The sequence below is a fragment of the Lacinutrix salivirga genome (assembly GCF_053604675.1).
Map to the genome: position 1 here is coordinate 1 of NZ_JBSHNP010000084.1, position 21,899 is coordinate 21,899.

General features: G+C 31.2%; 21 protein-coding genes. 10 read left to right on the forward strand and 11 right to left on the reverse strand.

Annotation, left to right across the window (positions count from 1 at the left end; all coding sequences use genetic code 11):
• Nucleotides 1-188: 188 nt before the first annotated feature.
• From ACVC5O_RS03410 to gdhA, 4 genes are all read right to left on the reverse strand, one after another.
• A complete protein-coding gene (locus ACVC5O_RS03410; RefSeq protein ID WP_452220059.1) occupies nt 189-2,594 on the reverse strand; it encodes a TonB-dependent receptor in 2,406 nt (801 codons plus the stop codon).
• A 1-nt stretch (nt 2,595) separates the two neighbouring features.
• A complete protein-coding gene (gene recO, locus ACVC5O_RS03415) occupies nt 2,596-3,318 on the reverse strand; it encodes a DNA repair protein RecO (protein WP_452220060.1) in 723 nt (240 codons plus the stop codon).
• Nucleotides 3,318-5,675: a type IX secretion system anionic LPS delivery protein PorZ gene (porZ, locus tag ACVC5O_RS03420; RefSeq protein WP_452220061.1), complete on the reverse strand. Its 2,358-nt coding sequence runs from the start codon at nt 5,673-5,675 to the stop codon at nt 3,318-3,320. The genes recO and porZ overlap by 1 nt, the downstream gene beginning before the upstream one ends.
• 73 nt (nt 5,676-5,748) lie before the next feature.
• On the reverse strand, nt 5,749-7,092 hold the full coding sequence (gene gdhA / locus ACVC5O_RS03425; RefSeq protein ID WP_452220062.1) for an NADP-specific glutamate dehydrogenase: 1,344 nt from the start codon (nt 7,090-7,092) through the stop codon (nt 5,749-5,751).
• Between the two features lie 222 nt (nt 7,093-7,314).
• Here gdhA and ACVC5O_RS03430 point away from each other — a divergent pair, with 222 nt between their 5' ends.
• Nucleotides 7,315-8,112 (forward strand): THC0290_0291 family protein, encoded by a 798-nt coding sequence (locus tag ACVC5O_RS03430; protein ID WP_452220063.1) that lies wholly within the window; start codon nt 7,315-7,317, stop codon nt 8,110-8,112.
• A gap of 72 nt (nt 8,113-8,184) precedes the next feature.
• Here ACVC5O_RS03430 and ACVC5O_RS03435 read toward each other — a convergent pair whose 3' ends face one another.
• On the reverse strand, nt 8,185-9,324 hold the full coding sequence (locus ACVC5O_RS03435) for a cystathionine gamma-synthase (RefSeq protein ID WP_452220064.1): 1,140 nt from the start codon (nt 9,322-9,324) through the stop codon (nt 8,185-8,187).
• Nucleotides 9,325-9,393: 69 nt separating this feature from the next.
• Here ACVC5O_RS03435 and ACVC5O_RS03440 point away from each other — a divergent pair, with 69 nt between their 5' ends.
• Nucleotides 9,394-10,143, forward strand: coding sequence for a PdaC/SigV domain-containing protein (locus ACVC5O_RS03440; RefSeq protein ID WP_452220065.1), 750 nt, complete (start codon nt 9,394-9,396; stop codon nt 10,141-10,143).
• Here ACVC5O_RS03440 and ACVC5O_RS03445 read toward each other — a convergent pair.
• A complete protein-coding gene (locus tag ACVC5O_RS03445; protein WP_452220066.1) occupies nt 10,140-10,595 on the reverse strand; it encodes a DinB family protein in 456 nt (151 codons plus the stop codon). The two genes, ACVC5O_RS03440 and ACVC5O_RS03445, sit on opposite strands and share 4 nt — an antisense overlap.
• Nucleotides 10,596-10,689: 94 nt before the next feature.
• Between ACVC5O_RS03445 and ACVC5O_RS03450 the strand changes: the two genes are divergently transcribed.
• On the forward strand, nt 10,690-11,043 hold the full coding sequence (locus tag ACVC5O_RS03450; RefSeq protein WP_452220067.1) for an arsenate reductase family protein: 354 nt from the start codon (nt 10,690-10,692) through the stop codon (nt 11,041-11,043).
• Nucleotides 11,036-11,926 (forward strand): DMT family transporter, encoded by an 891-nt coding sequence (locus ACVC5O_RS03455; protein WP_452220068.1) that lies wholly within the window; start codon nt 11,036-11,038, stop codon nt 11,924-11,926. The genes ACVC5O_RS03450 and ACVC5O_RS03455 overlap by 8 nt, the downstream gene beginning before the upstream one ends.
• On the opposite strand, the gene ACVC5O_RS03460 is transcribed toward ACVC5O_RS03455, so the two are convergent.
• On the reverse strand, nt 11,923-12,402 hold the full coding sequence (locus ACVC5O_RS03460; RefSeq protein ID WP_452220069.1) for an acyl-CoA thioesterase: 480 nt from the start codon (nt 12,400-12,402) through the stop codon (nt 11,923-11,925). The two genes, ACVC5O_RS03455 and ACVC5O_RS03460, sit on opposite strands and share 4 nt — an antisense overlap.
• 112 nt (nt 12,403-12,514) lie before the next feature.
• On the opposite strand from ACVC5O_RS03460, the gene ACVC5O_RS03465 reads away from it, so the two are divergent.
• The 4 genes from ACVC5O_RS03465 (at nt 12,515) to ACVC5O_RS03480 (ending at nt 16,804) form a co-directional block, all read left to right on the forward strand.
• Nucleotides 12,515-13,372, forward strand: coding sequence for a YicC/YloC family endoribonuclease (locus ACVC5O_RS03465; protein WP_452220070.1), 858 nt, complete (start codon nt 12,515-12,517; stop codon nt 13,370-13,372).
• A gap of 11 nt (nt 13,373-13,383) precedes the next feature.
• On the forward strand, nt 13,384-13,977 hold the full coding sequence (gene gmk / locus ACVC5O_RS03470; protein WP_452220071.1) for a guanylate kinase: 594 nt from the start codon (nt 13,384-13,386) through the stop codon (nt 13,975-13,977).
• Nucleotides 13,978-13,982: 5 nt separating this feature from the next.
• On the forward strand, nt 13,983-14,561 hold the full coding sequence (gene nadD, locus ACVC5O_RS03475) for a nicotinate (nicotinamide) nucleotide adenylyltransferase (protein WP_452220072.1): 579 nt from the start codon (nt 13,983-13,985) through the stop codon (nt 14,559-14,561).
• A 149-nt stretch (nt 14,562-14,710) separates the two neighbouring features.
• A complete protein-coding gene (locus ACVC5O_RS03480; protein WP_452220073.1) occupies nt 14,711-16,804 on the forward strand; it encodes a sulfatase-like hydrolase/transferase in 2,094 nt (697 codons plus the stop codon).
• Between the two features lie 67 nt (nt 16,805-16,871).
• Here ACVC5O_RS03480 and lysM read toward each other — a convergent pair whose 3' ends face one another.
• Entirely contained in the window at nt 16,872-17,369 is a 498-nt protein-coding gene (gene lysM / locus ACVC5O_RS03485; protein ID WP_452220074.1) for a peptidoglycan-binding protein LysM, read from the reverse strand.
• A gap of 180 nt (nt 17,370-17,549) precedes the next feature.
• Entirely contained in the window at nt 17,550-18,491 is a 942-nt protein-coding gene (locus ACVC5O_RS03490) for a nicotinic acid mononucleotide adenyltransferase (protein WP_452220075.1), read from the reverse strand.
• Nucleotides 18,492-18,702: 211 nt separating this feature from the next.
• Between ACVC5O_RS03490 and ACVC5O_RS03495 the strand changes: the two genes are divergently transcribed.
• Nucleotides 18,703-19,704: an NAD(P)H-dependent glycerol-3-phosphate dehydrogenase gene (locus ACVC5O_RS03495; protein WP_452220076.1), complete on the forward strand. Its 1,002-nt coding sequence runs from the start codon at nt 18,703-18,705 to the stop codon at nt 19,702-19,704.
• Nucleotides 19,705-19,744: 40 nt separating this feature from the next.
• Entirely contained in the window at nt 19,745-20,284 is a 540-nt protein-coding gene (locus ACVC5O_RS03500; RefSeq protein WP_452220077.1) for a DinB family protein, read from the forward strand.
• Nucleotides 20,285-20,323: 39 nt separating this feature from the next.
• Here the strand turns inward: ACVC5O_RS03500 and ACVC5O_RS03505 are convergent, their stop codons facing one another.
• Together ACVC5O_RS03505 and pheS are read right to left on the reverse strand one after the other, a co-directional pair.
• On the reverse strand, nt 20,324-20,719 hold the full coding sequence (locus ACVC5O_RS03505) for a hypothetical protein (protein ID WP_452220078.1): 396 nt from the start codon (nt 20,717-20,719) through the stop codon (nt 20,324-20,326).
• A gap of 149 nt (nt 20,720-20,868) precedes the next feature.
• Nucleotides 20,869-21,888, reverse strand: a complete 1,020-nt coding sequence (gene pheS, locus ACVC5O_RS03510) for a phenylalanine--tRNA ligase subunit alpha (RefSeq protein WP_452220079.1) — start codon at nt 21,886-21,888, stop codon at nt 20,869-20,871.
• Between the last annotated feature and the right edge of the window lie 11 nt (nt 21,889-21,899).

Genomic DNA, 21,899 nt, shown 5'->3' on the forward strand with positions numbered 1-21,899 from the left:
TTGCCTTTTTCCACCTCTGATACAAGGGCTAATTTAAAGCCTAAATTATAATCGCGTTGGGTACGTTTTACTCTTTTGGTTTCTTTGTTTTTCATAATAAGTCGATTTTGTGTCAACTTATTTCAGGACGTGACAATAAAATTAAAAAAGCTTTTGAGTCATTTCAAAAGCTTTTTTATTGACTGCTATTATAGACTGTATTTTAAAGAAACAATTAAATTTCGTCCTGGAGCTGCAATTCCAGAAGAATACGTTTTATAACGTTGGTCTGTTATGTTTTCTAAACTTGTAGTTAATAGCATAGCATCGCTAATTTGAACTTGCGTTCTTAAATTTAGTGTGTACCAAGATGGCGAATAGGGATTCCCATTTTTATCTAAAGCGTAAATATAATCTTTGCCTCTTTCTGATTCTGCTAATTGATTGAACGCTAACTCGTTATTGTAATTTGCAAACAAATCGAGTTTAAATGCATTTTTATCCCAAACAAAATGAGTACTTCCAAAATTAGGAGAGACATGCCTTACAGGAACCTCAATATTATTTTTTTCTTCTGTTCCTCCAAGAATATTGTATTGCGATGTGAGTTTAAAATAATTTGATAATTGTAATTCTGCACCAATTTCAAAACCATAAATCCACTCTTTTGATGCATTTTGGATAGACTGCACATTGCTTAACTCTCCAGCATAAAATATTTCGGTTTCGCCATTTATATTTCCATCTTTTCTTACAAGCGCATTGTCTAAATAGGTGTAATAAGTCGCCATATCTAAAGTTAAAGCTTTAGAGACTTTTAACCTTAACCCTAATTCTCCTCCATACGCATACTCTGGTTTTAAATTTTGATTTGGAACAACTACTGATCCTGGTTCCGAATCAAAAACCTTACCTATATCGTCTATATTTGGTGCTCTAAATGCTGAAGAAAGGTTAAGACGCCATTGAATTTTGTTATTTGGTATCCAATTAAAACCTGCAGTTCCTGTTAATGCTCCAGAATTACTTTTTGCAGACTGAAATGGAAGGTTTAAAAACGTATTATTTTCTGTAAAATCTGCCTTATACGATACATTATTATATCGTAAACCCGATTGGAAAACAAATTTAGGATTAGGTTTGTATTTTAAGCTTGCATAAAGTGCTGCAGATTGCCACTGCGAGTTATTTGGATAGCGTGTTACTGTTTTTTCTGTTTGCCCTGTTTCTATATTTTCTATTTTAGCTTTTGAAAACACAGAATTAAACACATATTCTAAGCCATAAAATAATTTAGTTTTAGTATTTAAATCTTTTTCAAAATCGAGATTAAAAGAATAAGCGTTTACTTGTTCTTTTTTAATTGACCTTTCAACATCTTGGAAGTCACGATCAATTCGGCTTTCGTTAAAATTTTGGAAGGCAATATTTGTTTTTATTTTATCGTACAGATTTGAATTACTGCTTAATTTTGTGGCTCCAAAATTAACCATAAACCAACGTTGTGGCCCATAATACCACTCTGCAGAACGTAGTGTATTATCTCTATAGCGCGTTAATCTATCGTACCTTGGATTGTCTGAGGTTGTGGTGTAATATACCCCTAAATTTAAATCTAAATTTTCGGCCGCTTTATAGCTTGCTTTTTGCATTAGATTTAATTGGTTGTATCCTGTGTGCCTTTGTATTTTAGGGTTGTTATTATTTACAACCTGATCTTGTCCATTCACTGTATTCACAAATTCTGGTCTTAAATATGCTTCTGGACCGTGTGTTCCCATCCTTAAATCATCGAACGATGTATAACTAGCTTGTGTTAAGAAAGCCCATTTTTTTAATCCTAAATTTAAAGAAATATGCCCTGTGTTTTCATTACTTGCAGTGGCATATCGTCCTACTAAACTTGTATTAGTTATTAAAGAATCTGTTTTAGAGAACTGCGGTGTTTTGGTGTAAAAACTCATAACGCCTCCAATGGCATCGCTACCATAAATTACAGATCCTGCTCCTAAAATAACTTCTGTTTTACTTACAGAAAATGGGTCTATAGAGATTACATTTTGAAGATTTCCGCCTCTAAATATGGCATTATTCATTCTAACACCATCTATAGTTATTAAAAGTCTATTTGTTGAGAACCCTCTTATCATTGGACTTCCTCCACTTAATTGACTTTTTTGAATAAAGACTTGCCCTGTGTTTTCTAATAAATCTGCACTTGTTTGCGGATTAGAAAATGTGATGTTTTTTGCGTTTAAACTAACTATTTTTCTGGGAATATCATTTTTGTTTTCCTTAAACTTTGATGCAGAGATCACAATTTCTTCTAGTCCTTGTGCTGTGCGTTCTAACTTTAAGACTTTAGCTAATAGTGCTTTCTTTTTAACTTTACGCTTGTAACTAAGATGTTGAAAAATAAGTGTTTCGTTCTCTGAAAACACGTTTAAATTTACTAAACCATCAAAATCTGTAATTTCACTTTTATCTTTATTTTTATTAAAGATTGCAACTCCAGGAATTGGCTCATTTGTAGTGCTATTAATTACTTTTAATTGTTGCGCATGGAGGTTTACAATAACGGATACAAATAAAAAAACTACACAAAACTGCTTCATTTTAAGAATTAAATACTTGATTAAATATTTGTAATGATTTGGGTTTTTTAAAACTTCCCAAATGTAATTCAAAATAAAGCAATATTAAAGTTAACATGGCTTGTCTTTGTTTTGAATTTATTTTTATTTCATTTAAAACCGCAAAATTTGTGCCTAATAACAATTTTAAGAGTGTTAAATTTTCGCCTGAAATAGAATATTTATTTGAAGGTTTAACTTCAAACTTACCCTCTTGTAAATTAAAATACTTAAGGTCTATATTTAAAGTGTCTGGATTAATACCCAAATATTTAGTTAAGTTTATTAAAAATAATAAATGAAAATTGGCATAGTCCTCACTATTATCCAACCATTGTAATGCATTTTCTATATACTCGTATAATAATGTATTAGCCTCCTCTTCTTGTAATGTAGTCGCTAAAATTTCAGATAAAAAAATTACTATTGAACTTTTATATACATTGGTGTGAAGGCTGCTATAAAAGGTGTCTAATTTAACTTCTGTTATGCTATGAAGTGAGCTGTTAGATTTAAAATTATAATCTAATTGTAATTGCGAAAGCAATTGAAAATAAGCAGTTTTACTAGCGCGTTTACGACTTTTTAAAATACCTCTTAAAATAAAACTGACTATGCCTTGTTGCTTAGTGTAACATCTAACAATTAAGTCGCTATCTCTATATTTTAGCTTAGATAATACAATGGCTTTTGTAGAAATAAACATTATCTCACAACCATTACTTTTAACACTTTAGTTTCAAGAGTTTCTAAATCTGAAAGCATCACTAAATACACTCCTGTTGCTACTTCTCTTCCTGATAAATTTTTGCCATTCCAAAGTGCTGTTCCACCATCAATTTCTAAATTATATCCTTTAAATCTTGAATTTGTATTGGTTTCTGCCTCTGCAACTAGATTACCTTCGATGTCTGTTATTTTTATGTTTAGATTTTCAGAAATATCTCGTATTTTAATTTTTTCTTCGGCTATATTAAAATTTGGTCGCACTGGGTTTGGAAATACATAGGCATTATTTAGTGTTTCCTGAGGTTTTGAACCGTCAGATTTATAGGCTAATAATCCCTTATCTGTTGCCATATAAACTAAACCATTAACATTATCTATAGATACATCCAAAACATTGTTAGATGGTAAAGGGGAGTTGTCTTTAGTAAAATGAAGTATGGTTTCTTGTCCATCAGAAGATAAATAATACACACCAGTATCTAAAGTTGCAATCCATTTGTTATTAGAGCCATCTACTTCTATATCTGTTATAAATTGCTGGAAGAGGAGTTCTTTTGGTGTACCATCTTCAACTATTATAATTTCATCAACTTCTTGATTGTCTGTCATAAATGCGTTAGCATTATAAATTATTCTAAGCCCTTTACCAGTTCCAACCCAAATTTGACCAGAATTATCTACAGCAATTGAGCGTACAGAAGGCGATGGTAAATTATTATCTTCACCAACAAGGTTTTTAAAAATAGGATTACCATTATTTTCATTAAAGCCTATTACACCATATTGATGGCTGCCTATAAAGAAATTACCTTGCTCATCTTGTTCTATATCTCCAAACCCTAAATTACTTGTGGGAGAACCTATAATTTCCCCAAGGCTAAACGATTGCCATTGTTCATTCTCGTATTTATTTATTGAGGTATCGACACGAGAATTCATAACCCAAAGTGATCCATTAGAATCATATGTTGAAGCATGCGTAAATAAATTTGGTCCTGTAAATGGGATTATAGTACTATTATCACCATTAAATAAAGTTATTGCTTGATTATCATTGATTTCTACAAGTCCTCTTCTAGATGAGCTAATGAAAGCTTGCGCATTATTAACCGGATTAATCGAAATATATGACAATGACCAAGGATTAGTTGTTGTTAATGTTAAGGAGTCGTAAGGGATGTTATTCCAAGATTCATTAAAATAATGACTAATTCCTGCTTTTCTAAACCCTGTATTTGGATTGAAAGAGATGGAATGCCCTCCATGAGTTAAATAAATATCTGATGAAGTAGCTTCTATTTTAAAAATAAAATTTTTTAATGGTCCTGAAGGGTAAATTTCTTCATAATCTGTAGGATTATCAAAAGTTGATTTTAAAATTCCATAACCAGGTTTTCCAATATTGTCTATTGCATTTGTACCTATAAACAACTCATTGTTTTCATTTATAGTTGCAGATGAAAATCTTGTATTATCGTAAACCTCGTTTTCGGTAGCATAAGCTAATTCTGCAAAAAACTCATCGTAAACAAACACTTCGCTTCTTGTTGTTACAATTAATTTATTATTTACTGCTCTTAGATCTAAAGGAGTGTCTAGGTATATTATTAGTGTAATTAAACTATCGTTAGAAATATCATAAAGTCTTTTATTACTCCTAGTTGCATACAGTACATCGTTTAAAGATTCTATTTGTAGCCAATTACCATTAAATACAGTTTCCCATTCTTGGTAATCTATTAGATTAGTATTACTTAATAGTCCTTTTCGAACACCTGTTGGTGAAGCAGTATATATATAATCTCCAAAAATAGTTGTTTGATTGATTACAATTTGAGTTCCATTTGAACCAATATAATAAGTGTCTCCAAATTCTAAGTTTTGTAAATCATATACAGAAACTCCAAAGTCGGTTGCTATATATGCTAAACCATTATGTATATTAAAATGATTTATTGACTTATTATTAGGTGGAATTATAGTTTTTTCTAGTATATCTACAACAGAGATTATACTCTGGTTAATTTCGTCATAAATTTGAATGAGTCCATTTTCAAAACCTATAAGTACTAGATTTTCGGTTTCTACATATTTTATTGTAGAAATAGTTTCTCCAGAAAGTCCATTAATTGATGATAGTTTATCTATTTCTTTAGTCTCAAAATCATAAACAAAAACAGAGTTTTCGGCAGAAGCATAAAGTTTTGTTGCTCCTTTAGAAACATCAGATATTTCTAAATAAGAAAAATGTCCTATCCAACTTTCTGTGTAATCTTGTGCTTTAGAAACTAGACTTATTCCTAAAAGAATTATAACTATAATTTTAACTTTCATGTTTTCAAATATAAGTTATAACGCAATTTATCACTAATTAATATTTTAAAACTAAAAAGAAATGAAGTTTATTTTAAACCACTCCTTGTGCTAACATAGCATCTGCTACTTTAACAAAGCCTGCAACATTTGCACCTTTCACATAGTCTATAGTTCCATCGTCTTGTTTGCCATATTCTACGCAAGACTCATGGATATCATTCATTATTTGTTTTAATTTTTCATCAACTTCTTCTCTTGTCCAATTATAACGTAACGAATTTTGACTCATTTCTAATCCAGAAGTTGCAACACCTCCTGCATTAGAGGCTTTACCTGGAGCAAATAATACTTTTGCATTTTGCAATACCTCAATAGCTTCTGGTGTTGTTGGCATGTTTGCGCCTTCTGCAACAGCAATAACATTATTATTTACTAACATCTTAGCTTCGGCTTCATTTAATTCGTTTTGTGTGGCACAAGGCATTGCGACATCGCAATTAACACTCCAAGGTCTTTCGCCTTTAAAGTATTTAGCTGAAGAATATGTATCTACATACTCACTAATTCTTCCTCTATTTACGTTTTTAATTTCCATTATGTGTGCTAATTTTTCAGCATCAATTCCATTTTCATCATATATATATCCTGAAGAATCAGACATTGTTACCACTTTTGCTCCTAGTTCGGTAGCTTTTTCGCAAGCATATTGAGCTACATTTCCTGAACCAGATATTACAACTGTTTTGCCTTCAAGTGAATCGTTTTTAGTTGCCAGCATGTTTTTTGCAAAATAAACACAACCATATCCTGTAGCTTCTGGACGTATTAAGGATCCTCCGTAAGACAAGCCTTTTCCTGTTAATACACCTGTAAACTCATTTCGTAACTTTTTATATTGACCAAACATATAGCCTATTTCCCTACCTCCAACACCAATATCTCCTGCAGGAACATCTGTGTTTGCGCCAATATGACGAAACAGTTCACTCATAAAAGCTTGGCAAAATCGCATAACCTCTGTATCACTTTTACCTTTTGGGTTAAAATCACTACCTCCTTTACCTCCTCCCATTGGAAGTGTTGTAAGCGAATTTTTAAATACTTGCTCAAAACCTAAAAACTTAAGAATACTTAAGTTTACCGAAGGATGGAAACGCAAACCTCCTTTATAAGGTCCTATAGCTGAGTTAAACTCTACTCTAAATGCTCTATTTACTTGTGTATTACCATTATCATCTATCCAAGGCACTCTAAAGATAATTGTGCGTTCTGGCTCCACCATACGTTCTAACAACATTTTTCCTTGATACTTAGGATTTTCTTCTATGAAAGGAATTACAGTTTCTGCAACTTCATGCACAGCTTGCAAAAATTCTGGTTCGTGACTATTAGTTTTTTTAACTAGCTCTAAAAAAGATTCTATTTTGTTTTTCATTTACACAAATATTAATAATACTCTTAAAATATAGCTACAAATATACATTTTCTTTAAAAATTACTGCTCTTTTTTTTTAAATTCGCAGTCTATTAAATATAAAAAAAACATCGAACTCTTTTAAACTTTATGCATTTAGTCTGTAATATTTGTTTGTTTATCGAGTTTTTATATATTTGCTAGAATATAAGCCTCTTAAAAATACACCATATCATGCTTAACATGAAGAATTTAGTTGCTGTACTCCTATTTTGCTTAGCCTCAAACACTGCTTTTTCGCAGTTAGGTTTTTCGCATGAAGTAGGTATTATTGCTGGACCTGTATCCTTTAGATCGGATTTTGGTGAGCGTTTTGATTTTGATACTAATATTGGCAATACTGGAATTGGGATTGGGTTAGTGCATTATATAAATTTTGCTTATCGTGCCGATTGTAACTGCTACAGTACAGACAATTATTTTAATGATCATTTTAAATTAAGAACAGAATTATCTTGGAATAAAACAAACTTAAAGCATTATGGTAAATGGGTAGAGGATAGCCGAAACACTCCAAATGCCAATAAATTAAGAGCACACGAAGGTGTTGCAAATAATTTTGATATTGGTATGCAAATTGAATATTTTCCTTTAAGTATTCGTCAATTTCAAGCTTACACAGGAGGTTGGGCTCCTTTTATAAGTGCTGGTGTGCATTATGTGTCTTTTAATCCTAAAGCAAGTACAAATTATTTTGATCCAAATACTGGGCTTATTGATGGAAATATAGAAAATGCTAATAATTTTTATTCGCGTTGGGAGCCAGGATCTATTGATGTTGAAGGCGGAACTACATGGTCTGTAGTTGCTAGTGTTGGTACACGTTATAAAATAAGTCCGCTATCTGATTTGATGGTAGATTTAAGATGGCAAACCTATTTTAACAATAAAATTGATGGTTTAGATCACCAATTATCTTCAAACAAATTTAACGATTGGTTAGTATGGCTAAACTTTGGTTATATTTATTATTTAGATTAAAACTTAAAAATAATATATAGAAAAAGCTCAAGTTAACACTTGAGCTTTTTCAGTTTATAAACACTAAAACTATTATCCAATTGCTTGTTTTAAATCTGCAATTAAATCGTCTATATCTTCAATACCAACGCTTAGTCTAATTAAAGAATCTACAACACCTGTTTTTTCGCGTTCTTCTTTTGGAATGCTGGCGTGCGTCATACTTGCTGGATGTCCTGCGAGCGACTCTACTCCACCTAAAGATTCTGCTAGAGTAAACACTTTCATGTTTTCGACTAGTTTAATAGCTTCACTATAATTATTTCCTTTTGTTGTAAAAGAGACCATACCTCCAAAATCTTTCATTTGTGCTTTTGCAATGTTATGGTTTGGATGGTTTGTAAAACCTGGCCAATATACATTTTCAATTTTTGGGTGTGACGCTAAATATTCAGCGACAGCTTTACCGTTCTCACAATGGCGTTGCATCCTAACGTGTAATGTTTTAATACCTCTTAATGCTAAAAAAGAGTCTTGTGGACCACAAATTGCTCCACTTGCATTTTGTATAAAATACAATCTCTCTGCAAGTTTTTTGTCCCTAACAATAAGTGCTCCCATTACCAAATCGCTATGGCCTCCAATATATTTTGTTGCAGAATGCATTACAATATCTGCACCTAAATCTAGTGGTTGCTGCAAATAAGGCGTTGCAAAGGTATTATCTACAGCTAATAAAACATTGTGTGTTTTTGCAATTGCTGCAGTAGCTTTAAGGTCTATGATATTTAGCATTGGGTTTGTTGGTGTTTCTACCCAAATAAGTTTTGTGTTTTTATTTATGTACGCTTCTATATTTGCAGCATCTTGCATACCAATAAAATGAAATGTTATCCCAAAATCTTCGAAAATCTTAGTAAACAACCTGTAAGTTCCACCATATAAATCGCTTGTAGAAATCACTTCGTCTCCAGATTTTAATAACTTCATTATTGCATCTATAGCTGCTAAACCAGACCCAAATGCCATTCCAAAATTCCCGTTTTCTATACTTGCAAAAGCGTTTTCTAATGCATGTCTGGTGGGATTATGGCTTCTGGAATACTCATATCCTTTGTGTTCTCCAGGTGTGGTTTGTGCATAGGTAGAAGTTTGGTAAATAGGTGGCATTACTGCACCATAGGCTGCGTCATTTTTTTGTCCACCATGTATTGTTTTGGTATTAAATTTCATATTCATTTTGTTTACAACAAAAATAGCTTTTAATTCGTTGTATTAAAATGCAAATCATACCTTTAGTCCATGTGTAACAGTTTTTCCTTTTCTAAATTAGGTCGTTTATTTCTTATTATTTTATTTGTTTCTAACCTGTCTTGTAAGCAAGACGTGGTTTTAAACTTTTCTGAAACTGCTTTTTTAGAAGAGCAGGAAACAGTGGTAGAAATTAACATTCCAAAAGCTGAAAGTAAAACCGAAGCTGCAAAAAACATCAATAATACATTAACTCAATTTGCTTGTAAGGCACTGCATATAGATTCTGCTAAAGAACCAAAAGAAACCTTAGAAGAAAGTATTGCTGCTTTTAATGCTTCTTTTTTAGAATTTAAAGATTTACTCGATCCGGAATTTCCAGAAAATTTCCCAAAATGGGAAGCTTTAATTGATGGTGAATTAACTTTTAAAAATGAAAACATTGTAAGTATTGCCATGAACTCTAGCATAAATACTGGCTCTGCAAATAGCCCGTTAACTCTAAAATTTTTTAATTTTAATCAGAAAACTGGTGTGCAATTAAAAACGGAAGATTTAGTAACAAATCTTAATGATTTTAAGGGTTTAGTAAAAAAATATTATGATAAAGAAGTAGCAACCACAGTAAATGATACCTCTAAATTTAACTATGGAACCAATTTTGAACTTCCTGAAACCATAGGTTTTAGTGAAGATGGCGTAATTATTTTTTACTACAATTTTAATTTAGGACAATCGCAAAACGATGTTATGGAGTTTACAATACCTTACGAAGTTGCAGACAACTACCTTAACTTTTAAAGGGCGTTTTTTAGTGCTAAAATATAACCTAAGTGAATCCCTTCATGAAAGTTATTAAATGCAATAGCTTCATCTACATTTGTTAACGTACTTTTTGTTGTTACTGTGTATTCATGGTACGTTTGGAATACTCTATTGTTGTAATCTTCCTTAGTTTTTTCGATTGTAGAAAATAGTAATTGTCGTATTTGATCTACTTCGGCTTGTGTAACATCGCTTTCGGTTTTAGTCCCTTTTTTGTACTTATCTATTAACTCTTCATCTAAAAGCATAGGCAAACCAGACAACTTATAAACCAATAATTGTTGGGTAACAACTGTATGCGCAACATTCCAAAATATATTGTTTTTAAAACCATCTGGCACTTTATTAAGTTGCTCTAATGAGAAATTATCTAAAAAACTTTCTAATAATTTTCGGTTTTTAATAGTGGTGTCAAAAGCAAAATCCATAGTCTATATTTTTGTTTAAAAATAAGACTTTTAGGGTAAAAAGAATTTACTTTGCATTAATTAATTTGCATTGCAATAAACTGTGAGTTTAACTATGAAAAAAGTTTACTACTTAAAAACATGTACGACATGTATGAGGATTATTAAAGAATTAAATCTGCCTTCAGATTTTATTTTACAAGATATAAAATCCGAACCTATTACTGTTGAGCAGGTTGAGGACATGCAAAAGCGTTCTGGTAGCTACGAAGCCTTATTTAGTAAACGTGCTAGATTGTACAAAGAAAAAGGGTTAAAAGATATTGCTTTAACCGAAACAGATTTTAAAAATTACATTTTAGAACATTATACATTTTTAAGTCGCCCAGTAATTATTAGTGGTAATTCTATTTTTATAGGAAACTCCAAAAAAACAGTTGAAGCCACCAAACAATTTTTGAATGAATAGTAGGAACTTTGCTTTATTTGCATTGTTTTTAGTGCAACTCCTTTATGGTATAAACTACACATTTGCTAAGTTTATTATGAACGAAGGTTATGTAAAACCCTTTGGGCTAGTTATTTTACGAGTTTTAGGTGCTACAATTTTATTCTGGATTTTAGGCACCTTTATGCCTAAAGAAAAAATTGACAGAAAAGACTATAAAACATTTTTTCTTGCAGCTGTTTTTGGTGTAGCAACCAACATGTTGTTGTTTTTAAAAGGTTTGGAGCTTACAACACCAATACACGCTTCTGTTATTGTTACTATAACACCAATTATAATATTAATTTTTTCGTCTTTATTTTTAAAAGAACGTGTTACTGCAATAAAAGCATTGGGTATTTTTTTAGGGTTTTCAGGTGCTGTTTTACTCACTGTTTACGGCAAATCTTCTCGCCCAGGAGACAACATTTTATTGGGTAACTTAATGATTTTAATTAATGCTATTTCTTATAGTGTATATATAATTATTATTAAAAAATTAACCTCAAAATACCATCCTTTTACATTTATAAAATGGTTGTTTTTGTTTGGCTTAATAATGGTAATACCTTTTGGTTATAATGATGTTCAAGAAATTGAGTGGCATACTTTTTCGCCTTACGTTTATTTTTCTGTTGCATTTGTAGTTGTAGGTGCAACTTTTGGAACATACCTGCTTAATCCATTAGCCTTGAGAAAATTAAAAGCTTCAACCGTTGGTACTTTTATTTATTTACAACCAATGATAGCAGGCATTTTTGCCATAGTTGTAGGCGCAGACTCTATAAACATTGTTAAAGTTTTAGCTATGTTGCTAATTTTTTCTGGTGTGTTTTTAGTGACTAAAAAACCAAAGTTAAATTAAAGACTTAAATGTTTTGGAGCTCTTCCATGTGCACGAGTATCTTCTTTTGTTAACACTTTATAGCTTTCAGATTTTGGAAACTTTTCGGCTAAAGCCATTAAAGCTTCAGGCAATGCTGTTAATTTTCTGGTTTCTAAATCTATCCAAGCACCAAAAATCTCACAAAATGCTAAATTTTGACCTTTATGGTTGTAAAAATTATGATCAAATTTAAAAAACATTCCATCCTCACTCAAACCAGAAACTTCTAATCCAACAGTAATAGGTTGTCCTAAAAAAGCTTCTTTAAAATAATGTACATGCTCATAAAAAACAACAGGACCAATACCTGCTTTAGACAATTCCATTAACGAAAAACCGTATTCCTGCAAAAAACCAGTTCGTGTATGGCTCATAAAATTTATATAAGCTGAATTCGCTAAGTGCCTGTTTGCATCAATATCACTCCAACGTATTTCAAATTCTTTTGTGTACATAGTGTTTTTTTAAGTTTTCAAAATTACAATATTATTATAGGCTTGCATAATACACTTTAGAGTTTTCTATGGCTTTTGTTTTGCTTACCTTTGTTTTTCTTATATAAAATGTATGATTTATTCAATGACAGGTTATGGTAAGTCTGTTTTACAGCTACCAACAAAAAAAATTACAATAGAGCTAAAGTCGCTTAATAGCAAAAATTTAGATCTTAATGCTAGAATGCCTTCTATTTACAGAGAAAAGGAGCTGGATTTAAGAAAACTAATTGCTAAACACCTGCAACGTGGTAAAATAGATTTTTCGATTTATGTAGAAACTACAGCAGATGACACCTCAACTCAAATAAACACTCCAGTAGTTAAACAATACATAAAGCAACTTAAAGCTGTTGTGGATGGTGACGATACAGAGCTGTTAAAAATGGCTGTGCGTTTTCCAGATGCATTAAATACAGTGAGAGAAGAGATTGATGACAGCGAGTGGCAACACATCGAAACTACAATTAACGAAACTATAGAACATATTTCTAATTATAGATTAGACGAAGGTAAAGTACTAGAAGCCGATTTTATAAAACGAATTAGTACTATAAGCGAGTTATTAGAGCAAGTTATTGCAATGGATCCTGAGCGTGTAGAAGGTGTAAGAGAACGTTTGCTTAAAGGTGTAGAAGAGCTAAGAGAAAAATACGACGAAAACCGGTTTGAACAAGAACTTGTATATTATATTGAAAAATTTGATATTACTGAAGAAAAAGTGCGTTTAAAAAACCATTTAGACTATTTTCTTACTGCCTTAAAATCTGAAGATTCCAACGGAAAAAAATTGGGGTTTATTGGCCAAGAAATGGGAAGAGAAATAAACACAATAGGCTCTAAAAGTAATTTTGCTCCAATGCAAAAGCTAGTGGTACAAATGAAGGATGAGCTAGAGAAAATAAAGGAACAATTATTGAATGTGCTTTAAAAACTAAAATATTGAGTAAAAACAACACTAAAACAGGAGGAAAACTAATCGTGTTTTCGGCACCTTCAGGATCTGGCAAAACTACTATTGTTAGGCATTTGCTAAGCAAAGAAAGCTTAAACTTAGAGTTTTCTATTTCGGCAACCTCTAGAGAAAAACGAGGTACAGAAGTACATGCAGAGGATTATTACTTTTTATCTCTAAAAGAATTTAAACAACATATTAAAGATGATAATTTTTTAGAATGGGAAGAAGTTTATAGAGATAATTTTTATGGCACTTTAAAAACTGAAATTGAACGCATTTGGGCCTTAGGTAAAAATGTAATTTTTGATATAGATGTATCTGGTGGCTTACGCATAAAACGTAAATTTCCTGAGAAAACGTTAGCCGTGTTTGTAAAGCCTCCAAGTATAGATGAGTTAAAAATTAGACTAAAAAATAGAAAGACTGAAAGTGACGATAAAATAAATATGCGAGTTGCTAAAGCAAGTGCAGAGCTTGCTACTGCTCCTTTATTTGATGTTGTAATTGAAAACGATAATTTAGAAAAAGCCTTAATTGAAGCCGAAACTATAGTAGGTAATTTTATAAATAAAAAATAATTATTATGAACATTGGGTTATATTTTGGCTCCTTTAATCCTATTCATATTGGACATTTAATTATTGCCAACCACATGGTTGAACATAGTGATATGGACCAAATTTGGTTTGTAGTTACTCCTCACAACCCTTTTAAAAAGAAGAGTACTTTACTAGATAATTACCAACGTTTAGAAATGGTATATCTTGCCACAAAAGACTACACAAAATTAAAAGAAAGTGATATTGAGTTTAAATTACCACAACCTAATTATACTATAAATACACTCACTTATTTACAAGAAAAATATCCAAAACACACGTTCTCTTTAATTATGGGAGAAGACAACCTTAAAGGGTTTCATAAATGGAAAAATTACGAACTTATTTTAGAGCATCATACTATTTACACGTACCCTCGTATTTCTGAAGGTGCTGTAGATTCTCAATTTACTAACCATAAAAAAATTCACAAGGTAGATGCTCCAATTATGGAAATCTCTTCCACGTTTATAAGAAAAGGGATTAAAGCAGGAAAAAATATAAAACCATTATTACCAGAACCTGTTTGGCACTATTTAGATACTATGAATTTTTATAAATAATAATAATGGAAGCTATTGAGCAACTATTTGGTTTTTTTGGTGGTAAGCGGTTATTGCTAAATTTAATCTTGCTTATAATTAGCTTTATTATTATAGCTTCTTACTTAAAACCGAAATGGCTTCGCATTTTTCTTTCCTTAACATTTAGTGTGTTTACTACACTACAACTTACCTCATTATATATTGTAAAATCCTTTGTGGATTATAGCTTTATTATTCATTTTAATACACGAGATGTTTCAGCAATGTTAGGTCTCTTTAAAAACAAAATTTTCTTTTTTGTACTTGTTTTAGTGCTTTTATTTCTGTTGTTTTTCTATGCAAAACAGCTTGTTCTAAAAGTGATAAAAATTATCCCTTTTATTAAGTCTAGTAAATCTACTTCAACTTTAAAAATATTAAAAGTTGTTGTTTTACTACTCGCTTTGTTTGTAATGAGCTCAAAGCATGGTGTAATCCAAAAAAGTTATCAGCTAGCATCGAGTTTAAAAGTGGACAATAAACCTTTTAAAGAGCAATTAAAAACTTTAGGGATGGCAGATTATGTGTTGCCAGAACATATTGAGGTTTCAGGAACCGGAAAAAATGTAATTATAATATCTCTAGAATCTTTTGAAAAAGGTTATTTAAGCGATAAATATGCTGAGTTAACCCCTTATTTACGTTCGTTAAAAACTAATGAGAGTTGGCATTATTTTAACATGAATCAAAATGAAGGTAGCCAATGGACAAGCGGCTCCATGTACACCTATTTAACAGGATTCCCTGCTTATTTTGGCACAATGCATAATACTATTTTTCAGTCTAGCTACCACTCTAATATTACTGGTATTACTCATGTTTTAAACAAACAGAATTATAAAACCACTTACATTGGAGATAATGCAGAAGTGTCTGGCACAAAAGACATGTTGTATGCTTTAAAAGTAAATAATATTATAGATAGAAATAGTATAAACCAAGCCACACAGGATAAGGACCTTTTTGAAATCGCAAAAAAAGAAGTGCTAATAAATACTAAAAAAAAACAACCGTTTGCCTTATTCATTTCTACGCTAAGCACACATTTTCCAGATGGCATTTACGATAAACGAATGGAGGAGGTTATTACTCCCAAAAACTCTGATATTGAGTTTATGGCTGCTGCCACAGATTATATGATTAAGGATTTTATTGGTTACTTAAAATCTATTAATGCATTAAAAAATACTGTAGTCTATATTTTTCCAGATCACTTAAAAATGGGAGATGCTAAATTGTTTGAAAACACAGGAGATAGAGGTTTATATGTACTAACCAATGCGAAACAAAACACCATTAGTTACCCAAAAGACCAAACAATTTACCAAATAGACTTGCCAAAATTAATTTTAGAAGGTGCAGAAATTAAACACAATGTGACTTTTTTAACCCATTATATTTCTGGTGATAAAAATGAGTTTATAAAAAACCATATAAGTGAATTAACCGCTTTAAATGTTACTGGATTTTCTAGAAGTGAATTAAAACCTTATATAATACCTAAAATATCTAAGGAGTTTGAAGCTTACAAAACAGATACATTACGCTATATTGCTCATGCTGGCGGAAAAATAGACGACCATATTTACACCAACTCACTTGAGGCTTTAGATTTAAATTACGCTAAAGGGTTTCGCCTCTTCGAATTAGATATTATTAAAACAAGCGATAATAAATTTGTAGCTGCGCACTATTGGGAAGATTGGCAAAAGATGTCTGGTTACACCAAAACTGTTCCTGTTTCCCATCAAGAATTTATGAGTTATAAACTTTACAATACTTACACGCCTTTGGATATGAAAGCTATTAACCAATGGTTTGCAACCCATACAGATGCTATTTTAGTTACAGATAAAATTAATGAACCTAAAGCTTTTGCTCAACATTTTATTGCTCCAAAACGTTTAATTATGGAACTTTTTACTTGGGAAGCTGTTGTAGAAGCCAAAGAAAACAACATAACAGCTATGCCTTCTCAAAGGGTTTTATTTAATATTGAAGACAATAAAATAGAAACTTTAAAAAAACATAATATTAAACATATTGCATTATCCAGAAATATAATTGCTTCTAATATTGATCTTTTAAAAGCTTTAAAACGGAATGACATTAAAGTTTATGCTTACAATGTTAACGAGTATATAGATAGAGACGAAATGTATGTTGTAAAACATGAAATGGATTACATCTATGGTATTTACGCAGATGATTGGGAATTTTAGTGTTCAAAACTAAAAAAAAACGCCAACCTTTTCAGGTTGGCGTTTTTAATCTAATTATTATGTATGTTTAGTCTAAAGCAGGAATACGTAATACTTGACCTGGATAAATTTTATCAGGATGTTCTAACATTGGTTTATTAGCTTCAAAAATTACAGGATATTTCATTGCATTTCCATAGTAAGTTTTAGCAATTTTACCTAACGTGTCTCCACTAGCTACTGTATGAAATTGAGCTTCTGGCTCTTTGTTTTCAACAGTCATTTGATCGTCAACAGTTGCAATACCATTAGAGTTTCCTACTACTAATATTACTTTCTCTCTTGTAGCTTGGTCGTATGCCATACCAGAAATGGTTGCCGCATCGTCGTCTATAAATATGTTTAAGCCTTCAACTTGTAAGTCTAAGTCTCTAACTGTGTTTTCTAATCTACGCGCAACTAATGCTTCTTCTTTTAACTCTTCTGCATTTGCTGCAGCAGCTTTTTCAGCAGCCTCTTCCTCAGTAGTTTTACCTATTCCGAAAATTTTTGCGCCTGCATTTTTAATAAATGAAAATAATCCCATAATTGTTTTTTGTTTTTAAGTGTTATTAATTATTGTAAAGTTAAAAAAATAGTTCCTAACTCCAACTAATGTTAACAACTCTTATGCCAAAATTTTAACAGTTTGTAAAATTAAAAAAAGCTGCTTAAAGAGGTCTCCTTAAGCAGCTTTAAACTAACTAATTAACTAATTCAAAAAAAATTATCTTGTACTTGATCTTGCATTATCCTTCTTCTTGGTATATTGCTTACGTTTTTTTTCTGAAGAGGATTTAGATTTATCTATACTTGTTCCGTTTTTTAAGTATTGGATGTAGCCTCTACCTTTAAATTCGTAAACAGTACCAGAATCTGTATGTAGTAACTCTACCGTTTGATCATTAATCACATTTAATTCAAAAAACTCATTATCAAAATAATCGTAATCTAACGTTAATGTTTTTGTATAAAGGTTACCAGAAACATTACCAATACTATAATCTCCTGTAAAATCCCAAAATATGTTGTTTGGATTTGTACCTTGTAAATCTTGTGAGCTTCTAAAAGTAGAATCATTTCCTCCAGCTAAAAACTGTAAATAGTTTTCGTTATCAAACTCATTTAATGCTCCAAAATTACTAGTGTATGTTTTCTCCCAAGCTTCATATTCTTGCATAAAATAGTGGATGTTATCATAGAAAACATAGTCGTAATCAAAATTTGAACGTTGGTAACCTTCTAAAAAATACGACGTGTCATTAAATGGATTGTATAATTCAATGGTGTTATAATCTACTTGGTACACATCAAAGCTATCAAAGCCATCAATATCGTGGTCAATATCTAAAATCATATCATAAGCATCATAATAACCAATTGGAACACCAAAACCATTCCCTTGGCTACCAATACCTACCAAATTGTTATTTGCATAGAGTACACCATTTTTAAAAGATACTGTAAACGCAATTTGTAAAAAATAGGTTTCGCCATAACCCACAGTTTGGTTAATATCTACATACCATAACTCATGCGAATTAAGTAATTGATGCAATGAAATTGCAGGTGTTGGATCTGCGTAATCATCTACTATAACCTCTGTGTAACACGATGTAAAAAGTGTTGTCGCTAGTGCGAAAATCGAAAGTAATTTAATTGTTTTCATAATCTGTAGTTTTAATTGATGATACTACACCTTTTTCAAAAGCTATGCCAAAATATATAATTAGCTGATAATCAGTAGTTATATAAGATTGAAATTTTACGTATTTTTGATATATAATAAAGTTAGAGCATTATTTTAAATTAAAATTTATACATAATAATATAACATGCTGTATATAAAGTAATTTACAGTTAAAGACTAAACTATTAAAATGAGTAATAAATTAAAATATGCAGTTTTTGGAAGTGGAAGTTGGGCAACTGCAATTGTAAAAATGTTATGCGAAAACTTAGATGAAGTAGGTTGGTATATGCGCAGTATTTATACTAAAGAACATCTTTTAAAGGAGCAACATAATCCTAGTTATTTAAGTTCGGTAGAGTTTCATTTAGAGCAACTAAAACTAAGCAATGATATTAACGAGATGGCAGACTATGCAGACGTGTTAATCTTTGTAATCCCTTCTGCGTTTATCCATTCCGAATTAGAGAAACTCACTACAGATATCACTCAAAAAACAATAGTCTCTGCAGTAAAGGGTATTATTCCAGAAACAGGTTTATTAGTTGGCGAGCATTTTACAGACCATTATAATATTCCTTTTGAAAATATTGGAGTAATTGCTGGTCCTTGCCATGCCGAAGAGGTTGCACTAGAACGTCTATCCTACCTTACTATTTCGTGCGCAGACCCAATTAAAGCGCAATATATTGCAGATGCACTCTCTAGCAATTACATAAAAACTAAAATTAGCGACGATGTAATTGGAACAGAATATGCAGTAATGCTTAAAAATATTTATGCTATTGCAGCAGGAATAGCACATGGATTAGGCTATGGAGACAACTTCCAAAGTGTGCTAATGAGCAATGCAATTAGAGAAATGAAACGTTTTATTAAAAAAATGCATAAAATGAAACGTAATATTAACAACTCTGCCTATTTAGGCGATTTGTTAGTAACAGGCTATTCTGTTTTTTCCAGAAACAGAATGTTTGGAAACATGATTGGTAAAGGCTACACCGTAAAATCTGCACAAATGGAAATGAATATGGTTGCAGAAGGCTATTATGCTACAAAAAGTGCGCATTTATTAAACGAAAAAAACAAAAAGAAGACTAATTTACCTATAATTGAAGCCGTTTACGCTATTTTATACGAAGGCAAAGACCCAAAAAAAACCTTTAATAAATTAACAGATAAGTTGGATTAATTCGGTTTGTAACTATTTTAAATATAGAAATATTAATACAATGAAACATCTATTAATTATAACATTAATTCTATCTAGTATTATTATTTCGCCTGTATTTGCACAACAAAATAGCTTTGTAATAGACTATTTAGAGCGACTGGAAAATTCTAAAAAATACTTAATTGTTGTTGCTGAAGCTATGCCAGAAAAAAAATACGGCTTTAAAGCTACTCCTGAATCACTTTCCTTTGCCGAAAATTTAATGCATATTGGTTATGCTATAGATTGGCATAGTCAATCATTATTAGGTGAACGAGAATCTAGAGATTGGAAAACAGATACTATTTTTAAGGTTAACGACAAATCTAAAAAAGAAATGATTGCAATATTAAATAACACTTTTGATGAAGCCATAAAACTCATTAAAAAATTTGATGTGAAGCAATTAGATGATGAGATAGATTATTTTGGTCTAATCAGATCAAAACGACAAATTTTCTTGTTGCTATCAGACCACATTACACACCACAGAGGACAAATGCTTGTTTATATGCGATTAAATAATCTTATTCCTCCTAGATACGTTTTATATCAATAGTTAAAACAAATTGAATTTATCGTAATTTATAGTGTTATTTTACTTTACCAAAACACCTTTAACATCCATTAAAGGAATAGATTGTAACGCCTTTAAATTAATAGTATTTTTTCTAAACGTATAGGTTTTGTCAAACATGGTATTGCCTTCAAAAAAAGACACTTTAAATTGGTTGGTTAAAGCAAATAACTCTTCTTGGATTAACTCTATTTTAGCATAACTTTTTTTAGGAAGCTTATCTAATTTTTTTCTAAAAATAGAAGTCATTTTATCTTCAGAAAAACCACTAATAACAATAAGTACCATTTCTAAATCAACGTCTTTATCGTTAATTATATAAGCTTTCCAATCTTGTGTTTTATAAATGTCGTTGTACTCGTTTACAACAGCTAGATAAACACCTTCAACTTTAGGGATTTTAATATCTTTTTTCACAAAAATAACTATTTTCTTTTCCACAAACGCGGAAAACTTTTAATCGAACCTTTAGTTTATACAATGAGATTCTTCGCTATACTCTGAATGACATTTTTGAAATTATTTATTAGCTTTTTTATTAAGGAGACACCTTTTTTTTGCAAGAATTACAGCGCACTCTTAAACTGCTCTAAAAAGCGCACATCGTTTTCACTTAATAATCTAATATCGCCAATTTGATGCAATAACATAGCTATACGATCTATACCAACACCAAAAGCAAAACCAGAATAGGTTTTAGAATCTATACCACAATTTTCTAACACATTTGGATCTACCATACCACAGCCTCCAATTTCTAACCAGCCAGTTCCTTTTGTAATTTTATAATCGGTTTCGGTCTCTAAACCCCAAAATACATCAATCTCTGCGCTAGGTTCTGTAAATGGAAAATAAGATGGTCGTAATCTAATTTTAGACTTCCCAAATAATTCTGTTGTAAAATATTGCAAAGTTTGTTTTAAGTCTGCAAAACTTACATCTGTATCTATATACAATCCTTCTACTTGATGGAAAAAGCAATGTGAACGTGCAGATATTGCTTCGTTTCTATACACTCTTCCAGGCGAAATTGTACGTATTGGCGGTTTGTTATTTTCCATATAACGCACTTGTACAGAACTTGTGTGTGTACGTAATAATATATCTGGATTGGTTTGTATAAAAAACGTGTCCTGCATATCGCGAGCAGGATGATATTCTGGTAAATTTAATGCTGTAAAATTATGCCAATCGTCTTCAATTTCTGGTCCTTCACTAACATTAAAACCTATACGCGAAAAAATATCTATAATCTGGTTTTTTACTATAGAGATTGGGTGTCTTGCTCCAATTTGAATGGGTTCTCCAGGTCGTGATAAATCGCCAGCTAGTCCTTGAACATCTTCGTTGTTTTCTAACTCTTCTTTTAGAGCATTTACTTTGTCTTCAGCAGTTTTTTTAAGCGCATTAATTACCTGACCAAATTCTTTTTTCTGGTCGTTTGCCACATTTTTAAACTCTTTAAAGTAATCGTTTAGCAATCCTTTTTTACCTAAATATTTAATTCGGAAGGCTTCAACTTCATCCTTAGATTGTGCCTTAAAGCTTTCTGCTTCTGCTATAAGTTCTTTTATCTTATCGATCATAATATGCTCTA